The organism is Lysinibacillus sp. KCTC 33748, from assembly GCF_002237755.1.
Taxonomy (GTDB): Bacteria; Bacillota; Bacilli; order Bacillales_A; family Planococcaceae; genus Lysinibacillus.
Genome location: NZ_MWSJ01000002.1, coordinates 517,590 through 541,082, shown reverse-complemented (window position 1 = coordinate 541,082; position 23,493 = coordinate 517,590). Strand labels below are relative to the sequence as shown.

28 protein-coding genes are annotated in these 23,493 nt (G+C 33.3%); 6 read left to right on the top strand and 22 right to left on the bottom strand.

Annotated features, from left to right (window positions below; translation table 11 throughout):
• Nucleotides 1-63 precede the first annotated feature (63 nt).
• From B1B04_RS05410 to B1B04_RS05400, 3 genes are all read right to left on the bottom strand, one after another.
• Complete coding sequence (locus B1B04_RS05410) at nt 64-519, bottom strand: hypothetical protein (protein WP_079560282.1); 456 nt, start codon at nt 517-519, stop codon at nt 64-66.
• Between the two features lie 183 nt (nt 520-702).
• Complete coding sequence (locus tag B1B04_RS05405) at nt 703-1,488, bottom strand: helix-turn-helix domain-containing protein (protein WP_079560281.1); 786 nt, start codon at nt 1,486-1,488, stop codon at nt 703-705.
• 32 nt (nt 1,489-1,520) lie between these two features.
• Nucleotides 1,521-1,802 (bottom strand): hypothetical protein, encoded by a 282-nt coding sequence (locus B1B04_RS05400; RefSeq protein ID WP_205756628.1) that lies wholly within the window; start codon nt 1,800-1,802, stop codon nt 1,521-1,523.
• 184 nt (nt 1,803-1,986) lie between these two features.
• Here B1B04_RS05400 and B1B04_RS05395 point away from each other — a divergent pair, with 184 nt between their 5' ends.
• Nucleotides 1,987-2,205: a helix-turn-helix domain-containing protein gene (locus tag B1B04_RS05395; protein WP_079560279.1), complete on the top strand. Its 219-nt coding sequence runs from the start codon at nt 1,987-1,989 to the stop codon at nt 2,203-2,205.
• Between the two features lie 288 nt (nt 2,206-2,493).
• On the opposite strand, the gene B1B04_RS05390 is transcribed toward B1B04_RS05395, so the two are convergent.
• Both B1B04_RS05390 and B1B04_RS05385 read right to left on the bottom strand, forming a co-directional pair.
• On the bottom strand, nt 2,494-4,014 hold the full coding sequence (locus tag B1B04_RS05390; RefSeq protein ID WP_079560278.1) for a protein kinase domain-containing protein: 1,521 nt from the start codon (nt 4,012-4,014) through the stop codon (nt 2,494-2,496).
• 232 nt (nt 4,015-4,246) lie between these two features.
• The gene (locus B1B04_RS05385) at nt 4,247-4,423 is read right to left on the bottom strand and encodes a hypothetical protein (RefSeq protein ID WP_170938894.1); all 177 of its coding nucleotides are present in this window, start codon (nt 4,421-4,423) and stop codon (nt 4,247-4,249) included.
• Between the two features lie 389 nt (nt 4,424-4,812).
• Here B1B04_RS05385 and B1B04_RS05380 point away from each other — a divergent pair, with 389 nt between their 5' ends.
• Complete coding sequence (locus tag B1B04_RS05380; RefSeq protein WP_079560276.1) at nt 4,813-5,163, top strand: hypothetical protein; 351 nt, start codon at nt 4,813-4,815, stop codon at nt 5,161-5,163.
• 50 nt (nt 5,164-5,213) lie between these two features.
• Entirely contained in the window at nt 5,214-5,549 is a 336-nt protein-coding gene (locus B1B04_RS05375; protein WP_079560275.1) for a hypothetical protein, read from the top strand.
• Nucleotides 5,550-5,602: 53 nt separating this feature from the next.
• Here B1B04_RS05375 and B1B04_RS05370 read toward each other — a convergent pair whose 3' ends face one another.
• The 3 genes from B1B04_RS05370 to B1B04_RS05360 all read right to left on the bottom strand — a co-directional run bounded on the left by B1B04_RS05370 (nt 5,603) and on the right by B1B04_RS05360 (nt 8,335).
• Nucleotides 5,603-6,040 carry a hypothetical protein gene (locus tag B1B04_RS05370; RefSeq protein WP_079560274.1) on the bottom strand — a complete coding sequence of 146 codons (438 nt, stop codon included), beginning with the start codon at nt 6,038-6,040 and terminating at the stop codon, nt 5,603-5,605.
• 527 nt (nt 6,041-6,567) lie between these two features.
• Nucleotides 6,568-7,437 (bottom strand): DUF3775 domain-containing protein, encoded by an 870-nt coding sequence (locus B1B04_RS05365; protein ID WP_079560273.1) that lies wholly within the window; start codon nt 7,435-7,437, stop codon nt 6,568-6,570.
• A 136-nt stretch (nt 7,438-7,573) separates the two neighbouring features.
• The gene (locus B1B04_RS05360; protein ID WP_079560272.1) at nt 7,574-8,335 is read right to left on the bottom strand and encodes a hypothetical protein; all 762 of its coding nucleotides are present in this window, start codon (nt 8,333-8,335) and stop codon (nt 7,574-7,576) included.
• Between the two features lie 589 nt (nt 8,336-8,924).
• Between B1B04_RS05360 and B1B04_RS05355 the strand changes: the two genes are divergently transcribed.
• The gene (locus tag B1B04_RS05355; RefSeq protein ID WP_079560271.1) at nt 8,925-9,491 is read left to right on the top strand and encodes a hypothetical protein; all 567 of its coding nucleotides are present in this window, start codon (nt 8,925-8,927) and stop codon (nt 9,489-9,491) included.
• A 535-nt stretch (nt 9,492-10,026) separates the two neighbouring features.
• On the opposite strand, the gene B1B04_RS05350 is transcribed toward B1B04_RS05355, so the two are convergent.
• The 3 genes from B1B04_RS05350 to B1B04_RS25550 are packed head-to-tail and all read right to left on the bottom strand — an operon-like array spanning nt 10,027 to nt 11,912.
• Nucleotides 10,027-10,929 carry a hypothetical protein gene (locus B1B04_RS05350; RefSeq protein WP_079560270.1) on the bottom strand — a complete coding sequence of 301 codons (903 nt, stop codon included), beginning with the start codon at nt 10,927-10,929 and terminating at the stop codon, nt 10,027-10,029.
• Between the two features lie 2 nt (nt 10,930-10,931).
• Nucleotides 10,932-11,744 (bottom strand): MerR family transcriptional regulator, encoded by an 813-nt coding sequence (locus B1B04_RS05345; protein WP_079560269.1) that lies wholly within the window; start codon nt 11,742-11,744, stop codon nt 10,932-10,934.
• Between the two features lie 18 nt (nt 11,745-11,762).
• A complete protein-coding gene (locus tag B1B04_RS25550; protein ID WP_170938893.1) occupies nt 11,763-11,912 on the bottom strand; it encodes a hypothetical protein in 150 nt (49 codons plus the stop codon).
• A 152-nt stretch (nt 11,913-12,064) separates the two neighbouring features.
• Here B1B04_RS25550 and B1B04_RS05340 point away from each other — a divergent pair, with 152 nt between their 5' ends.
• Nucleotides 12,065-12,730, top strand: a complete 666-nt coding sequence (locus B1B04_RS05340) for a DUF4097 family beta strand repeat-containing protein (protein WP_079560268.1) — start codon at nt 12,065-12,067, stop codon at nt 12,728-12,730.
• Nucleotides 12,731-12,918: 188 nt separating this feature from the next.
• Here the strand turns inward: B1B04_RS05340 and lepB are convergent, their stop codons facing one another.
• From lepB to B1B04_RS05325, 4 genes are all read right to left on the bottom strand, one after another.
• Complete coding sequence (gene lepB, locus B1B04_RS05335) at nt 12,919-13,512, bottom strand: signal peptidase I (RefSeq protein ID WP_079560267.1); 594 nt, start codon at nt 13,510-13,512, stop codon at nt 12,919-12,921.
• 264 nt (nt 13,513-13,776) lie between these two features.
• Complete coding sequence (locus B1B04_RS05330) at nt 13,777-14,010, bottom strand: hypothetical protein (RefSeq protein WP_079560266.1); 234 nt, start codon at nt 14,008-14,010, stop codon at nt 13,777-13,779.
• Between the two features lie 21 nt (nt 14,011-14,031).
• On the bottom strand, nt 14,032-14,193 hold the full coding sequence (locus tag B1B04_RS25545; RefSeq protein WP_170938892.1) for a hypothetical protein: 162 nt from the start codon (nt 14,191-14,193) through the stop codon (nt 14,032-14,034).
• A 30-nt stretch (nt 14,194-14,223) separates the two neighbouring features.
• The gene (locus B1B04_RS05325; RefSeq protein WP_079560265.1) at nt 14,224-14,880 is read right to left on the bottom strand and encodes a TetR/AcrR family transcriptional regulator; all 657 of its coding nucleotides are present in this window, start codon (nt 14,878-14,880) and stop codon (nt 14,224-14,226) included.
• A gap of 109 nt (nt 14,881-14,989) precedes the next feature.
• Between B1B04_RS05325 and B1B04_RS25540 the strand changes: the two genes are divergently transcribed.
• Nucleotides 14,990-15,139, top strand: a complete 150-nt coding sequence (locus B1B04_RS25540; protein ID WP_170938891.1) for a hypothetical protein — start codon at nt 14,990-14,992, stop codon at nt 15,137-15,139.
• 575 nt (nt 15,140-15,714) lie between these two features.
• Here the strand turns inward: B1B04_RS25540 and B1B04_RS05315 are convergent.
• The 7 genes from B1B04_RS05315 to B1B04_RS05285 all read right to left on the bottom strand — a co-directional run bounded on the left by B1B04_RS05315 (nt 15,715) and on the right by B1B04_RS05285 (nt 23,140).
• A complete protein-coding gene (locus B1B04_RS05315; RefSeq protein ID WP_079560263.1) occupies nt 15,715-16,527 on the bottom strand; it encodes a helix-turn-helix domain-containing protein in 813 nt (270 codons plus the stop codon).
• A 33-nt stretch (nt 16,528-16,560) separates the two neighbouring features.
• On the bottom strand, nt 16,561-18,081 hold the full coding sequence (locus tag B1B04_RS05310; RefSeq protein WP_079560262.1) for an aldehyde dehydrogenase family protein: 1,521 nt from the start codon (nt 18,079-18,081) through the stop codon (nt 16,561-16,563).
• A 14-nt stretch (nt 18,082-18,095) separates the two neighbouring features.
• Nucleotides 18,096-18,536 (bottom strand): hypothetical protein, encoded by a 441-nt coding sequence (locus B1B04_RS05305; RefSeq protein ID WP_079560261.1) that lies wholly within the window; start codon nt 18,534-18,536, stop codon nt 18,096-18,098.
• A gap of 125 nt (nt 18,537-18,661) precedes the next feature.
• Nucleotides 18,662-20,608: a primary-amine oxidase gene (locus B1B04_RS05300; RefSeq protein ID WP_079560260.1), complete on the bottom strand. Its 1,947-nt coding sequence runs from the start codon at nt 20,606-20,608 to the stop codon at nt 18,662-18,664.
• A gap of 271 nt (nt 20,609-20,879) precedes the next feature.
• On the bottom strand, nt 20,880-21,425 hold the full coding sequence (locus B1B04_RS05295) for a GNAT family N-acetyltransferase (protein ID WP_079560259.1): 546 nt from the start codon (nt 21,423-21,425) through the stop codon (nt 20,880-20,882).
• A gap of 14 nt (nt 21,426-21,439) precedes the next feature.
• Nucleotides 21,440-21,973 (bottom strand): cysteine hydrolase family protein, encoded by a 534-nt coding sequence (locus B1B04_RS05290; RefSeq protein ID WP_079560258.1) that lies wholly within the window; start codon nt 21,971-21,973, stop codon nt 21,440-21,442.
• Nucleotides 21,974-22,207: 234 nt separating this feature from the next.
• A complete protein-coding gene (locus tag B1B04_RS05285) occupies nt 22,208-23,140 on the bottom strand; it encodes a stalk domain-containing protein (protein WP_079560257.1) in 933 nt (310 codons plus the stop codon).
• Nucleotides 23,141-23,493: the final 353 nt, after the last annotated feature.

The window sequence follows — 23,493 nt, the reverse complement described above, 5'->3', positions numbered from 1 at the left end:
ATCGACTTTTTTATTTCCCTTGCTTGTATCTACCACTTTCGCTACTGTTTCCGTTATATACGTTTACACTTCCTCAAAGCTTTCAGGTTCTCTCCTAAATTTTTTAGTGAATGTTTTTATGTTGCCTTCCATAGCAAAAGCGTTCCAACCTTCCTTACTGTTGATATCTGGTTTAATCGCTGTATCAACCGATTGCTCTGATTCACTTTTAACCACTGTCTCATACAATTCTTGTGCATGAATATTAAGAGTATCAACTTCTTCTGACATATCCTTGAGTAACGGAAAGAATGCCATATCAATCAAACGTACAGTATCTTGTATTTCTAGAATTGACATATAAGCCATTCCACGATCTTTATGCCAACCTTTCTCCGTTATTTCATCAATTTTATTTAGTAAACGAGCTACTTCATTCTGTACAGTTTTTAATTGAATCAATTGTGCGAATAAATTACTTGCATTGCTGTTGTTTTCATGTGCGATTGTTCTTAATGTGTGTTGTACTTGTTGCTGCATGTTCTCATTCCTCTTTTCATCTATGTTTTATTTAGTTGCGACTGCGCTCAAAAGTAATTGTTTGTTACGATCAGACATTACGCGCCATTCTTTAACCTTTACTTTCATTTGCATTCACTTCCTTTCTTATTAAAATATTTCTGTTGGTCCATCTCTATCGGTTAGCCGGTTTTCTAAGTTAGGTCAACTACCCACAGATTGTGGGTAGTTTTCACGTTCTTTTAACCAATCATAGAAAGGTACAGGACGTTCTTTATGCGCTTTGTCCTCCACAAATGATGATTTATTAGGCTTCTTATTTAAACGCTCTACAGCCTTGCTATATGCACCTACAAATATGGCTCTTAATGTACTAGCAATCGTTAACGTACCGTTCGCAATATCTAGGATTATGTTAGCTAAAACGTCTTTAGCGTTCACAAAATCACGTATATCGTTCATTTTTGTAGCCAGTATACATTTATGTAGCTGGTCTTTTAATTCGTCACGTATAGGCAACGAGTACATGAAATCGTATAACATCACCTGGTACTCATTCATATACCCTCTTTTCTTTTCAGCGTGAGCGTTATTATATACTTCTTGTAATGGAACAACCTCACATTCCTCAAAAGGCTCGTCAGTATCTTCACATGTTTCAGATTGACTGGGCAAAATAGTATATATATTTGCACCACGACCTCCCTTTACCTTCGTAGTTTCATGTTTCTTGATTATCCCTAGCGATTCCAGTTTTGAAATAGCTCGATAAACTGTCTTTGTGCTGATCTCCAATGCTGCAGCAATTGTGGCAGCTTTCAAATGACATGCCCCTGGATACTCTAAGCTGTGACTAGCAAGCTTGAAAACGATGGCACGTTCTGTTTCTGTTAACTCATAAAAATGCTGCTGGATATGCTCTTCCACATGCTGATCCATATCAGCTACTGTTTCAAATGTTGTGTACGTTGCTAAGTATTCAAATGCCATCGTTTTCACCTCGCTTTTTATTACCAAATTAATTAATAAACTACATGTACGGATCCATCTTCACCAATTTGAACTGGTTGGCCATCTACATCATCGAAATAAATATAACCACCCCAGTAACCATCAAATTGTCTTTCCCTACTTCCAAGGTTATAACTGTCTCCATAGCGTTTTTGAAAATACTCACGAGCATCTGTTACATCCGAGAAATGAGGAAAATTTGCTTCATCTTTACGCGTAATTGTAAAACCAAAGTATGGCAAGTGTTTCACCTCTCTTCCCTGCAGCATGTCGGCTATTTCTTGTCCATTCACCGACTAACCTTTGGTGGTTAAATCCACACTGCTTTTTTATCACGATTAACTCTACAAGGTTAATATATCACTTCGAAAAGTTAATGTAAAGTTAATTTTTAACCTTACAAGGTCACTTTTTTATATTTTTTAAAACTATTTATCATCAAAAGTGTTATAATTAACCTTAGAAAGGGGTTTATAAATGGTTATAAAATCAAATTTAAGAATTTTAATGGCTGAACATCGTATTGATGGAATTTCAGAATTAATGGAGAAGTCGGGGCTTAGTAGAAATGCTATTAATCGGTTATACAAGGGAACTGATGAAGAAATGAAGTCAACAAACTTAAAAACGCTTATCACACTATGCGAGGTTTTTGATTGTAAGCTATCTGAACTATTGGAATTCACCCCTGATTAAAAAGAGTAAACAAAAAAACACTCTCGGCTTTAGCAGCTGAAAGTGTTTTTCTTTTGGCCAATATAAAAAGCAACCACATTTCTGCAGCTGCTTGATTATATATATTAATTATTAAGAGCATGTTTTAAAAGATTAAAAGATTAAAAGAATAAATGATTAAGTTTCAAAATTTATAGGTTTATGCTTACTTCCACAATGATTTTCAGTATTTCAACGGTAGGACATTGCGATGGGACACTAATTGCATATTAACTATTATTACCACCCATTAGGAGTGGTCTTATTAAATTAAATACGGGGTTTAATATATTTTTTTAATAACTCACCATCCGTTTCAATCAAATTTTTCATGAAATCGAAGTTATTGTTCTCACTTGGATCAAGATTTGCAATTTCACTAAAATGTTCTTTAAGGATATGATGGTCATAAATTACACTCAACATTTCCATATACATACTAAATTCTTCAGTACTTAATTTACCATGTCTACCATCATATGTTGCACTAATTGAATTATAAATTGAAGGTTTAGGAACTATTAAAAATATACCATCAGTCCATCTACAAATTTCTTTGTAACTTTTATCATCGTACTTTTCGTATTCTCCTTCATTATTTATAAATAAATATTCTTTTTCAATATTTTCCTCTTTATTGAAAATAGGATTTAGTTTTCCAAACTCCAAACGAAAATAACTAAATCTCGCATCGTTATTAGGTATTTCCCAAACTAATCGTTTTAGTTTAAATAAATGAATTAAACCGTAATCAAAATCTATTCCCAATACATTTTTTTCTTTAACCCAATCAACTTTAAAGATTTTTTTTAAATCCATTCCTCCTGAATCATGAATAAAAGTATGATTAAAATTAAAAGCTGTTAATTTTTGAAGTATCGCTATTACTTGATCTTCCTTAGTCCACATTACTGTGCTAGGTTGAAACTGTTGTGTCACAGACTCCTCTATAAACTCCCACAAACTTTTTGATGCATGCAAACCATCTTTCGCTATTTTTTCCCATTCACTCAACCTATCTAGAAATTGATTTATAGTAGGTCTTTTTGACGGACTTTCAGCAGTAGCATCCCTTAGCAATTTATTCAGTTCCACTAAGTGTTGTTTAGGATATTTTTGCTGTAACTTTCCATTCTCAAAGTAATTATATTGTCCATCAAATGCAAACTCTTCTTTTGTAAGAACAATCCATAGTGTTTTAGCAAATGAATAAACATCTGCTGGTCGAGAATCCTCAACATTTATCGGCGTTCTCATTTCAGGAGCCATAGTCTTTCTATTACCTAGTGATTCTTTTACCCTAGTCAGATCTTCTTTTTCAGGAAAATCTATTAACCCAAAATCTCCAAAACAATATGAGCCATTGTAATATAAGATATTTTCAGGTTTTATATCCCTATGAGTAATATTTTTATAATGTAATTCTTTTAAAGTTGAAGCTAGATCTTTAAAGATATCTACTAATTCATAAATATCTTCACTTCCAGTAATTTTTTTTTCTAATGGAATTGCTTCAGGCATTGTAAAATAATAGTATCCAGTCTCTGTACACGGTAATTCATAATTTAAAACAGGTATAATACCTTCTTGCCCTTCATTATAAAGTTGATTTGTCTTAATGGCTTCAGTTTTAAATCTTTCTATTCTTGTACGTTCAAATTCATTTTTTGATACTTTTATTTTTAGTCGTTTTAAAGCAAACTCTTTTCCTGTAGAGTCTTTAACTAAAAATACTTTGCCATTCCCACCCTTACCAATACTTTTAAATATTTCATAATCTTTATAACTCATAATTCCTCCAATATATTCAATAAAATATTACATTATCTTCTAATATTAACTCATTACTACAACATTCGGTAACATTTACCTATAAATCAATTTTATTTTAACTAAAACGTAACTAATTATAGAAAGGCACTGGACTCTCTCTGTGCGCATTGTCCTCCACAGATGAAGAGAGTAGTCAATTTAATACTTAAACGCTCTACAACCTTACTATATGCTCCTACAAATACAGCTTTTAATTTACTAGTAACCGTTGTACACCTTCATTAATATCCATTTCATTTTTGAATAGAACGTTCTTAGCTTTAATGAAGTCAGGTGCATTTTGAACCTGACTAGCCAGAACGCATTTATGCAATTCATTTTTCAAGTTATCTGCTAAAGGCAAGTTATTCATGAAATCGATCAGCATCACATGGTACTCGCTCATGTATTCCTTACAAGCACCTTTTTCAGCATGAGCATTATTATATACTTCCTGTAAATTGCTTGTTTAGACCTTAAAAGATTAAAAAAACTAGATGGTTGGTTTTGAGATCGCGTAGGACTAACCATGTTTAAACCACTGTTTAGTAGAAAAAAGCAACAACTCAAAACAAGCTAAAAAGGCATTGTATCACGCCACTGGAGCTAAACCTATAAAGATTTAAGACCAAAGCCATTGATTATGAAAAAACGCAAACCATCATTAAAACGAACAATTAAAAAACTATTTTAAGCAGATAACTAATAAGGTTGTCTACTTTTTATTATGTACAAATTGGAACATTTACAATAGACAAGCGAGAGGAGAGAATTTATTTGACTGTTACTGATAAAAGAAATTTATTTTTTTCTGGACCAAAAGAAGAAATGGAAAGTTTGCAGAATGATTTAAAGCCTTGGAAACTCTCCACAACAACTTCGCAGGGATTCAAGTATGTATTATCAAAAGATGATATTGAAATTTATCTCACAAAATATCATGATTGCGATGATTTTTTAATTATGTATACAAGGGCCATATTACCCCAAGACAGTAAGGATACACCTATACCGATAAATGAAGATATATTATTTGATTTGTATAAAGTAATAAACAATCAAATTGAACAGAATTTTGGATATGTTATGATTTCAATTACCCTATCTGAGAGTGATCTCAATATATAAAAAGACCAGGTACTCATTAGCATTATATTCATAGCAAAGAGGGAGATTGTATGTTTACTAAACTTGAAACTTTTGAATTTATTCGCTTTGAATTAATTGATATTTCTAATAAAGTTTTTTCTTTTGAAATAAGTGGTACTTCAAAAACATTTAATTCAAAAGAAGTTTCACTAATTTTAGATAGCGAATCGGATAAATTTGTTGAGAGCATTAAACAATTAAATGCTTTCAGAAGTGAAATTAAATTGTTCCAGAAAGCAATATTATATTTAGAAAATACAGAAATAAATATACCGTTCAAATATGTAGGTAGAGATGAACTATTGTTTGATGATTGGTACAAAAATGCAAAAGAATTAGGTATCCATTTGTTATATGATGAGTAAAAAAAGACCAAGACGGCAATTAAGCTATCTTGGTCTAAAGTGTTTTTTCCATATTAAATGTCTTTACTATCATTTTCTTCAGCTTTATCATGATCCTGTGTATCAATCCATCCTTTAAATCGATAAACTCTCTTATTTATTTTCCTACCATTTCCGTTTGCTCCTAAATTGAAAGAACCTTCAGAAGCTTGTAATCCAACTCCACCACTTCCTGTAACATCATAAAATTCTTCTATTTCAACCTCTGCAGCGTGTTCAATTCTTCTTGCAATAGCTAGCTCTTGTGCCACTCTTGCTTGGAATTCAGAAATTCTGTTCTCAATTTCTTGGATTCTCATTTCATTTTCTAATTCATTAATATCTCCCTTTTCACTAACTGTATTCGATTTTGAAATTGCTTGAATCATCGATTCTGTCAATAAATTAGTTATGCCATAAGTAGGAAATACAATATTTGTAGCTATTTTCGCAGCCTTAATATAATCAGCCATTATTCTCCCCCTCATTAAAAGAAATAAATTAGCCTTTTCTTAAATATAGCACAGTGTGTACTTTTATAAATGGATAGAAGGAAATTAAACATTTTTATTTACTATTAACAATAACGAAAAGTTTAAAATTGCAAAGTCGCCACTTGTCATAGTTCCGGAATTGATTTTCTCTACCCAAGACCAATAAACAAAGACTTCTGTTAATCGTTTTATTCCATTTGTTCAACCATTGTGCATCCCTCCGCGATTATTTTCTTAGTTAGAATAGAATTTAGCCCCACCGCATAGAATAGTTTTTAACTGAATAAAAAGGTGGTGAGAATATGAAAGTTGAATTAAAGCTCACTTGTTCTGAATTACTTTTGGTTTTCTTTGTACTTGAAAAAATCTTCTTCTAGTTAAGAAGGTGGCAATGCTAAAGGAAAAAGCATTGTCATACGGTTTAATTAACAAAATACATAAAAACATTTTTCTTTAATTACAAACACATAATAAAAAGCTACACCATGTTAGATGCAGCTTTAGATTTAGAATGGTAAATCATCTTCATCTACTGTTACAGCAGTTTCTTTGATGTTAGATTCTTCTTTTTTCTCGCTTGAAGGATCAACATATATATAGTTGCCATTTTTATTCTTTAATACATTTACATAATTATTTAAAAAATTTACTGTTTCATTTTTGGGGTGATTCCCCAAATAAAACGATTCTTCCCTTAAACCTTGTGGATCTAATCCTTCTTTTTCACACAGTCGCTTCTTAAGTTCTTCAAATAATTCTAATTCCTCATATTTATCTATTATCCCCTTTAAATCAGCGATATAAGAATTAATAGGGTATCCCATATGATATGAAACGGATATCTCTCCATAACTTGATAATTCCCTAGTTGTATCTATGAGTACCCATCCTTTTTCTAAATATGAGTTTACAAATCTCGCACTAACCACTTCGATTTTATAGTATTGTGACATAAAATTAGCCTCCTTTTGGTTTTTTACATGTGTTTGTTCATTTTCAATGTTTAAATTGTTATTATCACAACTTAATTGAGTATCAAGATTTTTTACTATTTCTAAGCCTTTTTGAAGATACTCATCTAAAGGGGTTTTTGCGATAATATGATCAGCTTCTAGCTCTCTTTTACTCCAAGATTTCCTTTCAAGATAACGTTTTTGGCTCTCAAATAATTCCCTATTAGAATATTTCAAACGTTCTTCATCTGTTGTATCTCTTCCTAAATACATTATTGTTTGAATAAACTTTATTTCATCAAATGTTAGTTGATACATATAATTTTCTAATTGTTGAATAGCTTCAACACTGTTACTGGTCTGTCTATTACAAGCGAGTTGATACACTTTTTTTGTGACATTAATAAAATGAGAATAATTCATTTATATCCCTCCCTATCCACTTACTATTATTATATATCAATATCTAACAATTAAAAAAACACCTACCGAGATAAGTGTTTAAAAAAACTATTTTATTGCCTTTCATCACGGAATGATCTTTTTCCATCACTATTCTTCATTTGTACAATTCTGAGTCTGGTGCAACTGAAACTAACCTTGTCCTTTCATCTAGTACAAGCGCCATTTCCCCATCAACTTCGATGAGAGGAGGCATATCCTCATATTTTTGAGTATAAATTGTCTCTGTATACTTGTAATCAATTAATTGCAATTTACTTAAATCAAACTCTTTATATTCTATTAAATTATAAAGTAAGTTTGAAGCATCATTAATAACTATCCTAAAATCGTCTTCATACACTAAATATAAAGCCGTAATTGATTTTAATTTGCCGTCTTCCCTAATACTAAAATCTATATTAAAGCCTAAAGTAATTTGATATTTTTTCGTATCAAAGTCTTTGAAAAAATTAATAGCAACAATTGGTAACGCATTAGGTCTCTCTTGATCGTATGTTAATCCCTTTGCTTTATTCACATTGTCCGGCGCAAACGATAAATTTTCTATGAGACAATTAAAACCATCATTATCATGATGTTCTACAATAAACTTTTTGCGATTAGCCTCTTCGAATTTATCAAGACCATACCAATGAATCATAACAATTTGATGCAGATATTGGTATTTCCCTAATTTTTTCGATCCTGTTTTTATATAAGTTTTTTCTTTATTTAAAAATTTTTTATCATTAACACTCCAACCTACTGAATTTATTTTTTCGAATAAATCTTGGTTAAATGTAGTATATCCATAGAAACCTATCTCACTATTTTTAAAACAAATTTTATTGTTATCATGTGAAATTTCAAGTTTCATGAAAAGCCTCCTAAAAAGAATTGTTTTCAATAATTATATACACATTTAATATTCGCATCAATAATTACCATTTCATCCAATTTTCTGAATTAGGTCTACTATTTATTTGTGTACGATCGACACGCGTTATACAACGGCACAGAGCGCATTCTATGCACTGTTTCTTCTATAAATGATGATTTATGCTAAATGCTCTATAGCCTTGCTATATACCTCTATAAACACGGCTCTTTTGATATTTCTAACTAGTTTCAATATTATTAATGTTCGTGATAGATAAAATTTAAATGAGGACATCAAAATGAACAAATTAGAACAAACAACCCAAGAATTACTGGAAGCTGATTATACGCTCGAGGAAAATTAAAGCAGCCTTTGAGGAGGTAATTGAAAAAGCCAATCAATCAAAGACTATTGATGAGACAGATAACTAATCACAGTTGTCTGTTTTTTTGCATGTACTTTTTACTCCCATTTACCTAAAATGGTAAATGATGAAGTAAAAGCATCCGGTTAATACATAAGGTTATTTTTACCACTTTTAAGTTGTTTAAAATTTTGAAAACATTAGGGAGGTATTTATTTAATAATGGCTAAAATAGATAAAGAACATCAGGTTTTTATACAATTGACAGAAGATCAGAATTACATGAAATTTGTTAGAGAAAATGCACCTATTTATAGTCGGCAATTAAAAGAAGACATAACGAAAAATAAAGCAGTCATAAATAAAAAAGTAGCATCTTTTGTAAAATGGGCAATTCAAATGTCAGAAAAAGAATATTATCTGCAGTCAGTACCAATTTCAGGTGGCGTCTTTACTTTAACAAATAGAGATTTTGGAAGTATGGTTTATTTTAGATATTGCTCCACTTTAACAGAAGCCACAGAGAGACTGTTAAAAATATACAAAGAAGCTATAGAAATTGTACAATTACATTCAAAAATTAAAGGTTCAGGCTCCAAAATAATCAGCGAATTCATTAAATTGTCTAGAGATATACAACTTCCACTTGTACTTTATACTGAAACTGAAAGCTTAGTGAAATACTATGAACAGTACAAGTTTAAAAATTATGGAAAACAGGGTCATAGTAATGAATATTTAATGATTAGAATCCCTGAATCTAATAGTAAATTCAAATTCAAGTTTTAATTATTTTATTATGACCAGCTCAGCTAAATTAGCTTTGCTGGTCATTGATAATTATATGATTAAATACAATTAGGTCCGTCATTTTCACAGATTCCATTGCTCTTTTAATTTAGTCAGAAACTTCATTTGTCTTCCATCATCCCCAGACACATCTGGATGAAATTTCTTAGATGCTATACGATAGATTTCATGAAGCACTTTCTTTTCGTCATCTGTGTAGTTACTCAATCAAGTCGTGTAGTACCTACATACATGTTGTATTTAAAACTAACAATTGAAGCTGGTACTTGAATATCTACATTTATTTTTACCTGTTTTGAGCTTCATTTCAGCCTTTTTGACAATTAAGCTTATATTTTATACCTTTTCATCATTAAAAACGTTGTACGGGCTTCTTGCTCATTAAAAACCCATATATAAACTTCATTTATAAACCTTGGCACACTTAACCATTTGAAAAGACCACTCATAAAGAGTGGCCAGTGCAAGCTAATCAGAATTATTATTCACCAGCAATCACATACTTGGAAGAATTTTATATCTTTTGATTTCTTCTTTGTTCAGCACTTTCCGTAGCTCTTGTGTTCCTTTCGTACATGGATTGTTTACGGTCATACTCTCGTTGGGCCTCTTCCTCATGAAATTTACGAATACTCTCTTTTTTCGCTTCAATTTGTTGACTCGTAAATTCATTAAAAGATATGTCTGCACGTACATCTAACCACTTCATATACATTTCTGTTAGATTAACGTTATTTTGAGCTTTTTTACAGTAGCCGAGTATATCTTCTTTTAACATTTCTTCAGGTGTACAAATTCGTTCAGTATCTTGCGCTTTTTTATCACGGATAGTGTGCTGGAATTGTTGGACCCGTAACCGCTCCGATTGATCTTGTAAAAAGTCAATCAGTTTATCCAATGACCCTTTAAGATTCCGTAAATCTGAATATGTTGTGGGATAATGATTCTCATAAGCTGTGATTAATTGTTTCAATTCCTGACGTTGGTCATATGATAAATATCCTTCTTGAGAAATATCATATCCTTGTAATAAAGCTTGCTCATTAGTCAATTGATCAGTTAATTCTTTAACTGCGTACTTTAATTGTTCTACCTTGTTAAGATCGCCCGATAATTCAGCCTTCGCTAATTCCCTTGCTTTGATTTCTTGCTGACGCTTCAATTCAAATATTTCTTGCATTTTTTGTTGGATGCTACGCTGCGCTTGCTCTTTGATTAGTTGCTCTTCTTGAAAGAAATTAGAAAGTGCTTGTTCTGCTTCATTTTGAGCATTCAAGGCCTTTCGTTGTGACTCCTCTGCGCTTTGAATATGTGCAACTACGATATTTTCAATACTTGCTTTTAAAGGATGTATATCCAACACACCATTTTTTAAATTTGTAGCAATTACTTGTTCTAACGTTTTTCCAAATTTCATCTTTATTCAACTCCATTTTTTAAAATATCCGCTAATGCGGCTGCTTCTTGTAATTCAGTAAATGACATTCCAGGTACACTATTATTTTCGAGATAATATATATAAGCCTTTTCCATAAAGTTAAGGATTTCCTGATCCATTGGATATAAATTATATTTTTCGGATTCCTCAGGTGACATTCTAATGTCCCAAAGCTTATCTAAAAAAGCATCTTCGTCATTAAAGTCTTCACCTTTTTTTACATCCATTCTCTTAATAATATTTTGTATTCGTGTATTACTATAACCAAGGTGTATATGTTTTTTTAATTGCCCTACTAAAGCAATCCACTCTAAAGAGTCTGGATCGCTACTACCCATTTTCGGAAGTTTTTCTAGCGCTTCCATGTTTTTAAAATTTAATGTATCTCGATTATTTTTTAATACTTCTTTAGAATCCTGATTATTATATAAATCCATAATTTTTTTAATCCTAAATTCTTCCCCATCAATCGTTATACCGTTTATTAGTCCCCTTAAACTAATTTCTATCTTTGAAAGACGGTCCTGTTCACTAATAACATAAGATAGTTGTTTCATTAAACTATTCGACCAATCCCATTCTTCGGACTCTAACATCATTTTGATCTCACTTAATTGAAATCCTATAGTTTTTAAAAATTGTATTTGCTGAAGTTTTTTTAACTCAGAGTATGAGTATAATCGATGACCTCCTTCCGTTTTTGAGACAGGTTTCAGAAGGCCAATTTTGTCATAATATCTAAAGGTTCTAACAGATACACCACTCAGTTTTTTAAATTCGTTAATATGAAACAAGTTAATATCCCTACTTTCTTATTCATTTGTTTTATTAAAAAACATAGTTTTTAATAGGTAACCAATTCCTAAGCCGATTAATACCCCCGGAATAGCATTATCAATCAATAAACCGACTCCTGCTCCAATAATAACGCAAGCATAAATAATAATATCGTCTTTCTTCATAACAGGATTCTCCTTTTAAGTTAATTTAAAGTAAGAGCTCTACTAACAGTATAAAAGATGACGTAACGTCACTTTCAAGTCACATTCTGTTGTATAAAATTTGAAAATGACCTTACGTCATCTAATAAAATCAATTTTAAGGGGGGTGGAAAATGATGAAACAAACAACCATTCGTTTATTTTTAGTACTAATTATGCTTGCAGGATGTTCGTCAAGGGAGGAAGAAGTCGTCGTCAATAAAGAATCTGTAGAAAATATTGAGGAGATTTTGATAAATTTTGCAAGTACTGATGTTGTATTTTCTCCAAGTGAAACAAATGAAATAGAAGCAAATTTGACGGTTAATGATGACGGACCGGGTGCAATAGTAGAGAAATCTTCAAAACAGATATCAATTAAATTGGATACTGATATTACACGATTATTTAATCTTAGTAAAAAACCGACTTTAGAAGTTAAAGTACCTATGCAATTCAAAGGTAAATTAATTCTTGATGGATCTTCTGGTAATATCATCGGAAAGGAATTAATTCAAAATGACATCGAAATACGCTCAAGTAGCGGTAATGTTAAACTTCATTTTATAGAATTGAACAATGATGTAAAGATAACAACGACAAGTGGTAAAGTATCAGTGGATTTTGATGAAGAGCAGCCTAATTTACAATTAGATATCAAGACAAACAGTGGTAGACAATCAATTGACTTAACTTTAAACGGCAATTCAAAGACAAAAAAGGAGTTGCAAGGTATTTCAGGTAGTGGTGATCATAAGATGCAAATTGTAACGAAGTCTGGAAATATAGATTTGAAATAATAAAGGATAGATAAATTTAAATGGCATAGCATATTTAAAGTTCAATTTGCTATGCCATTTCTTTTCAATGAAGGTTTTATTTAACGTTTTACATTTTGTGTGTCTGTTTTCTGCAGAGGTTGATTTAGCAAAGACAATACAAATAACCACTCATTGGAGTGGTCATGTTTGATAAGTCTTGTTCAATTCTAGTTAAAGTTAAGGTCAATATGCTTAAGCGGCCAACAGACGATACTTGTTGTACCCATTATTTTATCTTTAGGGATGAATCCTACCTCAGGATTTCTACTATCATTACTTACAGGACGATTATCACCTAATACAAAGTAATGTCCTTCAGGTACTGTAGTTTCACCTAAAAGTTGGTCTAGCGTAAAATCATAAGTGAGTGATCCAGAACCTTTTAATTCCTTCTTGAATTGGTCTAAATAAGGTTCACTGACCTTCTCTCCGTTTATGTATAATTGATCATCCTTATACTCGATTTTATCTCCTGGTAGGCCTATAATGCGTTTAATAATATTTTTTTCTTCGTTTTTGTTTAGAAGAACATGTTCAACAACAACAACGTCAAATCGATCAAGCGACTTAAATTTCGGACCGATTTTGTTAATAATAACACGGTCTTTGTCTTCCAGTGTCGGCATCATTGAAGCACCTTTTACGAGTACTGGCGTAAATAAAAACTGTTTGATAACAAACGCCACCAATATAGCGAAACCAATCGCCTTTATCCATTCGATTAACTCATTTTTTAGTTTTCCCTGTACTTTTTCTTCCAAAATTTCACCTCCTACTATTCCTCTTAATAAATACGACAAAAAAGGAAAAAAGTTTCAATTTTTCGTTCAAAGAATTATGCTTTTATTGAAATCCCTTTACAAACAAAGCTCAAGAAGCCATTTTATGCGATTAATGACTATATCCATTCCCAAAATCACTATCGCTACCAGAAATGAGTAAACGACTTGAGTCCTATAGAATTCAGGTCTCAAGCCGCTTCATACATGTTTATTATTCCTCTTGATCTGGCGCAGTTTAGCATTCTAAATTTTTCTAATTTCAATAGATGTTGCAATAGCACTTAAAATACCTATTGTTCCTAGAACTATTAACGACTTCGAAGAACTCATAATCCCCCATGTTAATCCTCCTACTCCTATAACCGTTGTTAAATACCTACTATATTTCAATCTAGATTTTGTTACTTTTGGCGTTTTCACATTTACCCCAACCATCTTATTCACCTTATTCAAAGCAGCATCTAATTGTTTAATCATTTTAATTTACCTCCGTTAGATTTATTTTAATAAAATATTAATAGCTGGATTAACTAACAGCAAAAAGCTAGAAGCTAATACATATATGCCATATTTTCTCTTTTTTAAAATATAATACCATCCAATAATAAATACAACAAGTGCAAGTCCAATTGATAGGTAGCTGAATATTAAATTTTCCATAGTATCTCCTCCAATCTTAACCTTGTTTTGCTAATTGATACCATGATTCTTCATTGCATTTTTGCTTGCTAAAGAAGATGAACTTGCAAAAATTTGATATAGAGAGTTCTCAAGTAGAAAGTTGAATATTTCGCATTTGTTATAAATTGAATCTTTTTTCATCGCTGCAGTATATAATAATGTACTTAAAATTCCGTATGCTTTTTCTTTTGGGATTCTCATTTTTAAATTTAAATGCTCTAAAACTTCATCAAAAAAATGCTTATCATTTTCTATTAGATCTTCAATTTCCCCTTTAGATAGCCCTATAATAAACAATTGATAATCTGGATTATTGAAATTATATAATGTAGGATGCTTTACATACTCTTCAAAAAGCCAGTTCATAGCTTTTTTAAACCCTTCAATACCGGAGTTACTTTGTACCATAGAGTACCATTGTTTTTTCAATTGATTTTGAATCATTGATAGCACCTCAAGGAATAGCTCTTCTTTTGATTTATATAGCCTAAAAAAAGTTTCCGTTGATATGCCAACCTCTTTAGTTAGAGTAGCAATGCTAGTTAATTTGTACCCTTTCGCTTTCCAACTCTGTGCACAGATTTCACGTAACTTTTGTTTAAGTAATGGAATATCTTCTTCAGTAAAATTTTTAGCTATAAGATCGGTTCCTCTATTTTTTATCATTTAGATCAGTCCCTTTCAGTTCGTACTTTAATTGTACGCATCGTTTGTCTCTTTTTTCTTACTCAATCCTTACAAGTTTATTAATTTTGTAAAACTGAAGGTAAACCAAATGAAAAAGCAGAGAAATGGATTAGGCTTAATCATGCTGAAAAAAGCCCCACACATAAGATTGTGGCAGGCAATAGAAATATTTTTAGAAACTTGTCCTTCTAAATATTTAATGGGAGACAAGCTTGCCTCCCACTTCATCAACATTTAATATAGGGCACTTATCCAAACCCCCGCCTCGTGCCAATACTTCTACCGCCGTCATTTTCCCAACGATCAATGTCCCAAACAACATCTTCCAAGCCGTCTTGTATTCCTCCGCTAGGAAGGGTACCGGTTTTTACTTTTACTATAGAAATAATACATCCTCCTTTTTTTATCATTTCGCCTTGCCGTAATTGTTGCTGTCGCTTCGCTTTCGCACAGAAAACATTTGTTGCTGTCGCTCCGCTTTCGCACAGAAAACATTTGTTGCTGTCGCTCCGATATTTCGCACAGATAAATTGCCACAGGACGTGGTGTTCTTAGACTGAGTTCCTCTATTCAGTAGGTGTTTATTTGAATAAAGATAAATAGTTCTTATTTTTATATTATGTAAGGTCATTTGTTTTGTTCATCTCCAAATATGGGGTTGTATTTTCACTATTACATTCACAAACAAAAACTAAAAAAAGACCTACGCCCGGTGGAGTACCGAACTCAGGTCTTAGAAGTTACTTAACTAAATATGTTTTGGGTCAAATCACAAAGTTGTTTTTTATAAGAAAGAGTGAAAGCTTGGAGGGGCTAATAAGATAGTAACTTTCGTTTTAGATTTTTCCAACCTAAAAATTCTTTTATATATTCAGCAGGTGTTATGACAAGTAAGCTTTTAAATTCTTTGTAATAATGTGAAGGATCATAGTAACCATATTGGTCAATGTTTACAGGTGTCTCTTCAAAAGAAAAATGTTGAAGTAAGAGTTGGATACGTATGAATTTGCTTAATTTTTTTGGTCCAAAACCTGTTTTTTTGTAGAAAAGGTCTCGGATATATCGCTCAGAATAACCTGTTTTATGTTGAATTACATCTGGTAAGAACAGTCCATAATTTTCAATAATAGAATCAAAACAAGTAGCGAATATTTCATCACCCAAGCTTTTTTCCTTTTTCCGAGAGCCAAAATACTCATTACAAATCTGCACTCTTTGTTCGAAATCTCCTGCTTCAAAAACAGCTTTTATAAATTTAGAGTCTAGTGTGCAGCCTAATTCAACATTAACAAACGGTTGTTGAATAATTTGTTTTAATGCGCAATTGTATTGAATAACTGTTTGTTTTGGATTTAGACGAACACCAAAATATTTACCTTTTGGGGTAAATGAATAAATTTCACGTGTAGTCGGGGTATTCCCTAAGACAACCTTTTGATCTTTTCCCATGTAAAACATTAAATCTTGGCAAGCATCAGGAATGACATGAATATCACTATTACTGTCTATTGGTTCAAACTCATAATAAAATAGTATATCCTGGTTTAACTTACTGTTTGGAGTCAGTTCTCTATAAGAATACGTTTTTTGGACCAATTCAGGTTGTATTGGATAATAGCTACTCAATAAGCCGCCCCCTCACTTCACTCTTAGGTAAAATTAAAAGAATCCTTGCGCCTGTTCATTGTAACTAGCTAAAACACATTTAGTCGATTGATACGATTCTAAAGCTTTTAAATGATTTTCTCGACCGAAGCCTGACTTTTTGTAGCCTCCAAATGCTGCACCAGCAGGGTATTGATGATACGTATTTATAAAAACACGTCCCGCTTGGATCTCTCGACTTGCTTTATAGGTAACGTTTGTATTACGTGACCATACAGCTGCCCCTAACCCATACATAGTATCATTTGCAATTTCAATTGCCTCCTCGAAGGTTTTAAACGTAGTCACTGCCAATACAGGACCGAAAATTTCTTCTTGGAAAATACGCATTTTGTTATTGCCTTTAAAAATAGTTGGTTTAATAAAATACCCATCTAAATTATCAAGGCGATTTTCGGCGCCACCGATTAAACATTCTGCGCCATCTTGTTTGGCAATTCCAAAATAAGAAATAATTTTTTTATGTTGTTCTTCTGAAGCCTGTGCACCCATCATTGTTTCAAGATCGAATGGATCACCAACTTTAATTTGCTTTACTCGTTCAATAGCTTTTTCCATGAAACGATCATAAATAGACTCATGGATCAAGGCTCTAGATGGACAAGTGCAAACTTCACCTTGATTTAAAGCAAACATAACTAATCCTTCAATCGCCTTATCTAGATATCCGTCATCAGCATCCATGACATCTTCAAAGAAGATATTAGGAGATTTTCCACCTAACTCTAGTGTAACAGGGATTAGATTCTCAGATGCATATTTCATAATTAGTTTGCCGACAGCTGTAGAACCCGTAAAGGCCACTTTCGCAATACGTGGACTTGAAGCTAACTCTTTCCCAGCCTCTACACCAAAACCATTAATGATATTTAGTACACCTTTTGGTAATAGGTCTTGAATAAGCTCAACTACGTATAAGAATGATACCGGCGTTTGTTCTGCTAATTTTAATACAACACTATTTCCAGCAGCAAGTGCTGGCGCCAATTTCCAAGCCGCCATTAGAATAGGAAAGTTCCATGGGATGATTTGGCCTACTACACCAATAGGTTCTTGGTAATGATAAGCTACCGTATCCTCATCAAAAGGTGTCATTTGCCCTTGTTGGGCGCGAATGGCACTTGCAAAATAGCGGAAATTATCAATTGCCAATGGAATATCAGCATACATAGTTTCACGAATCGCTTTCCCATTATCCCAAGTTTCTACCTTTGCAATTTTTTCAAGGTTTTCTTCCATACGATCAGCAATGGCTAGTAAAATACGTGCCCGTTCTGCTACGGGTGTTTTCCCCCAAGTTTTTTGGGCTTCATGAGCGGCATCTAATGCTAACTCTACATCTTCTTTTGATGATCGAGCTACACGTGTAAATACTTCTTTCGTGATAGGCGTACTATTATCGAAATACTCTCCATTTACAGGCGCTACCCATTCACCACCGATAAAATTGTCATATTTCTTTTTGAATTGAATGCCAGATTCTTCAATATTCGGTTTAACATTTACCTTTACCATAATTATCGACCCCTTTAATGATGATTATGATGCTGCTGTTCTTCTTTTACAGGTACCTCTTTTTGAATATCAAAACTACTTACTACTAATACACAAATCATTAAACCAGCCACAATGTAAATATGCTTTGGAATGGCTTTTATAAAGATAGGAAACATCTCACGATTCCATACACCGATAGAAATGATAGCACTTACAATAAACATCATTGTAAAGAAAATAATGCTTAACGTTAAATATTGGGTAGTCATTAATGTTAGCATCGCGCCCATCATTGCTCCCATAAAACTAGATGCTACACTTTCCATGAATAGATGCATTGGTAAGCCTATTGACAGCAAATAGCCTAAAGCAATAGAAATAATAATAGATGCTATTGCACCTAGTACCATATCGGGAAGCCAGGTAGCCATATTCATCCCAACAGCAGTACTCATTGTCATAGAAATCAGCATTATACAGCACTTGGCCATGCCTGATCAGCAAAACGCTGCTTTAGTAAACGGTTCGTGATTACCGTAAAAGTAACAATCACCAACATGCTTAGGAATGGTAGCATATAAACACTCCTTTAAGAGTTTTATTGTATATGACAAGACGAAGTTGTGTGACACTTCTTGTCCGGTCTAGGAACGTCTATTGCCGGGTTTCGATCAAAGAATCCAACCGGTTTTAATTGGAAGTTGATATATGCAGTTGGCATTACAGGCCAATCTTCAGGGCGCGGAATATGATGATGGCCCATTGTGTACCAAACGACGATATCTTCATCATCAATTGAACGGTTTTTCTCAACGTATTTTGGAAGTCCATCTCCTCCAGCATGTTGATTTGGATACATACCTGTTGCATATTTTTCATTTTCATCAAATTGCGTAACGTGTAAATGGTGTTTAAGGAAACCAGCACGTTTCATAACACTTGATTCTTCATGAGCAAATGGGAAGCAGTTTTCACCAGGCAAAATTTTATATCCAACAGGTTGATTCACTCGATTAAGTGAGTTTTTATTAATAATTTTCCAAGTACGCTGTGTTTTTAAATCTAAATTACGTAACGCTTCCTTCTCCGTTTTAAAGATACGTGAAAGAGGATAGAAACCATTACTATTCGGATTGTGTTCCCCCAATGTTTCTGATACTGTTTCTGTTTCAACTACTGAATTATTTTCACCGTCTAACATCGTATCAAGTCGGAAATTAAAGAAGTGTTGATGATGTGATGCGTTTAATCCTGGAGAAATCTCAGATCCATATTTCGTTTGGATGCCATTTTCACATGTACCAGTGCTTAAAATACCTGTTAGCTTGACTTCAGCTTCAATCGTACCGTCTTGGTAGAAACTCCAATAGAAGCCGTAATCATAATTTCCAACTGTACAGAAGAATGAAATCACTAGTCGACGTGAACGCCTTACCTCTACATGGCCTGTACGCCAATCTGTATGTTTCCAACCAATCCCGTAATCTTCTTCGTGTAAGCAAATCGCATTTTTGATCGTGCGCGCATTTCCTTTAACATCAGCTACAACGCCATCAAAGTATTGAATTTCGCCTAAGCAGTCGCAACCAAGCTCTAACGAATTGGCTAATTGACCCATTCCATATTCACCAGCATCAAAGGCATTTTGTGTGTTATGCGAAAATGTTGGTTCACCATAAGGGACAACCATTTCTGATAAAGCTGCACGATAAAGAACCGGACGATCCTTGCCTTTGTCATGGTAATTAATTGTGTATAATACAAGGCCTTCACGTGGTGTAAATCCATAGCGGAAACTCCACTTTTGCCATTTGATCAAATTACCTTCAATTGTAAAGCTTGGACCTTCAGGTTGAATGATTTCCAATGGTTTTAAGTCATTTCTAAACACTATTGATTCATCAACTTCAGGATGGTAATTACCTGATGTCGTTGGAATTGGACGTACCCCGTGATCTTCTACTTTGTAAACTTCCATTTTGTTTAGGTCTACATACGTTACAATACCTGTTAAAGGGTAAGCATATCCGTTATCTTCTAGTGATTGTTTTTGCCAACAAATCGCACGAAGTAAACGTTTACCTTCATGTTCCTGAACACCAAAATTCCCTGCTGACCACGGATCCACCATAATTAAATCAGGATTGTCAATGCCACGTTTCTGTAAAGCTGCTACAAAATCAGGGTGGCTCTTTACTAATTCTTCACATTGCTCAAACTCCTCTAAGGCTACATTTGGTTGTACACCAGGAATATATTCGTAGGAATCAACTTTTTCTGAAGTTAAATTTACAACTGCTTCAAATGTTTTCAATTCTTTATCATCTAAAATCACTAAAAATACTCGGCGATCTACAGTATTACCTGGTTTGTAATTTAGTACTTCTGATTTTTTAGGTTCATGTAACATCACCGACATAAATCGTACATGTTCAGACAACTGTTGCTGTTCCTTGACTATTTGAACAGCTTTTTCAATTTCTATTTCAGATAATGGTGATAATGGGTGGCTTAGCTCAACGTTTGGATTAACCTTTACTGACATTGTATCAACCCCTTATAATTTGTTCTCTTTAATTATAATCAGAAAATTCAGTGAAGTGATTGTAAATAACGGCATTTTTATAGATAAGTTATTTTCAGCAAAAAATATATAATGTTTTCTACTCTAAGTATTATTTATGCTAATCAAACTATTTTTAGTTCTCTTCTGAAGACCACCATTTAGACTGCCTTTCATCTTGCCATAGCAAATTGTTTTTGTTGTAAAAAAAAACAGCTAAGCACCTATTTGCTTAGCTGAGTTTATAGTATAATTATGCCTTAATTCTTCCCATGACAATCGTATTATAATAGTTGCCATCTGAAAGGAGTTTATCATTTTTTAAAACGCCTTCAACTTCAAAGCCAAGTTTCTTATAGAGCAAAATTGCTTTGTCATTTGTCTCTATAACATGTAAAGACATTTTTTTAATATCATTAGCGTCAGCCCATTCTATCGAAATATTTAAAAAATTTTTGCCTATTCCATAGCGCCAAAACTCCTTCAATACACCTACACCAAATTCTACTTTATGAGCAATTCTTTTTAATGGTGATCCCGCACATCTTGAAAATCCGACAATGCGATTATCGACTACTGCCACTAAACACAAATTTCTTGGACTTTCAGTGTCTTCCTTAATAATCGCTTCAAAACCTATCGTATCGATAAAGCCTTCCCCTTGTTCTCTATCGAAGTTTTCCGTTTCTCCATCAAGTTGTAGCCTTAAAGCTGATAATGCTTGGGCATCTTCGAGATTGGCAGATCTAATAATATAATGAAGTTCATTGACAATAAATTTTTGACTGTTTATGAGCATTATTGAAACCTCTTTTACGTAGTTTTAAAAAAAGTAATTGGCTGAATTTTCACGAATCGATTGTGCCATACGGACTCGTGGTGCTTAATAATTTGCTCTGCATTTAATACACGACTATGTAGTGTGGTATGTGCACCTTCAACTAAAATATTATGATGGTATCCATGGCTGTAAGCATTGCGAATGGTCGTATCAAGGCAAAATTCTGTTTGAGCACCAGCGAAAATAAGCTGCTCAATTTGTTGTTCTTGTAAGTATTGCGCTAATTCCGTTTGATAGAATGCATCCCAAGTTGTTTTTTGAATCACTTTATCTTCAGTTTGTCGCAGAAGCCCATGATATAGATCCCAGCCTGGCTTACCAAATGCAAATTCGTCATCCTTATTTGAATCCGTATGTTGGATGAAAATAATAGGAACTTCACTATTACGTCCCCAAGTTATTAACATATTAATATTATCTAACACTTTTTCATAATCAAATAAATAGTTTTCACTATCCAAAAAGAATGCTTCCTGCATATCCACGATAATTAATGCCTGCTTCATATAGTGCTCCTTTAGAATCTGACTTTAATTATCTAATTGTACATAAATTTATTTTCCATTTAAAGAGAATTATGAGGGATGAATAGCGCATCACCATAGCGTGTGGCTGATTTCCGTTCCGACTATATACTTTCTTGAGAGCGTCCGATGAGCCGCATCCTTTCTAAAGCATATACTAAGTTAAAATAAACCCCCCTCCACAGCACGATGCCATGAAGGGGGTAATACAACATTTTATTCCATTAATTCTTCGACAAATTCAACTGGTACATATGTTTTCGCTGGTTCTAATAAAGCTGGTGCTACCTTAAAATAACGAAGTGCTTTATTATAGCCATATTCTTTTTGACCACGTGTAATTGTATAAGATACTGCGCCTTTAGAGATAATAGCGCCTTTTCCTGTTGATTCTACTTTAAAGCCTAACTCTTCGGCAATTAAACGTAATGGTACCATTTTAGTACCTTCAACCTCATAAAAGTCATTGTTAATAATTTCTTGTACAGCAGCTTTTGACGGATCTACTTCACCTTGTTCCTGTGCAATCGTATCTAAAACGACAACTTTTGAAGGTGGAGTTTGTGCTGGAATACTCATTGTTGTAATTGTGTAGAACACTAGTAAATGTTGCTCTGCTAAATCTTTAGCTTTTACTTTTTTACCAGATAGGCTAAGTAATTCTGTTTCTTTGCCAACATTTAGCTTTAACGTGTTATCAGTATTCACCAACTCTTTATTGAAATAATCTACTTCTACAATTCCCATTTCTTTTGTTTCAACAATAATTACTTCTGGGTTATATTGTGGTGGATAGATCATAAGCATTGGCTTATTTGCATACGTGTAAGCTGTTACTTGATCACCCTTTTGTAGTTTAACTTCTTTACCTATATTATCGAAAACTAGTGTCTCGTCATTTACGACAAAAACATTTGTATTTTCGTTCTCTTTCACAGTGTAATAGGTTGCATCCTCACGCTTTTCAACACTCTCAATTGTTCCAGCTATTTTAATAAAAGTTGGTTGAACTTCTGGATTTTGCTCCTTATTATCAGTAGCATTCGTCACAACTGCTTCTCCTTCGTTTGCTGATGCGGTTGGAGCTACTACAGCGCCCCCGATTAATAATGCTGACATGGCAAATGGTACGACTTTCTTCATTTTCATAAAAAAGCATCTCCTTCATTTCACGAATTCATAGAAGTAGTCGATTATAAAAGAAAAAGGTTACAGCCTTGCCAACTTTTTTAGAGGAACGCTAAAAAAGCCGAGATTCTTTTACAACGAAGAATCTCGGCTTTTACTTATATTGTTTGTATTGATTTGCGGATATTTCCTTGCTTCGCGCGGGTATTTTTCTTCTTCCGCAGGTATTTCCCCCTCGCGCGGGTATTCGCCTTTCTTCCGCGGGTATTTCCTTCCGCGGATATTCGCTCCCCTTCCGCGGGTATTCTTCCCTCGCGCGGGTATTCGCCTTCCTTCCGCGGGTATTCTTCCCTCGCGCGGGTATTTGCTCCCCT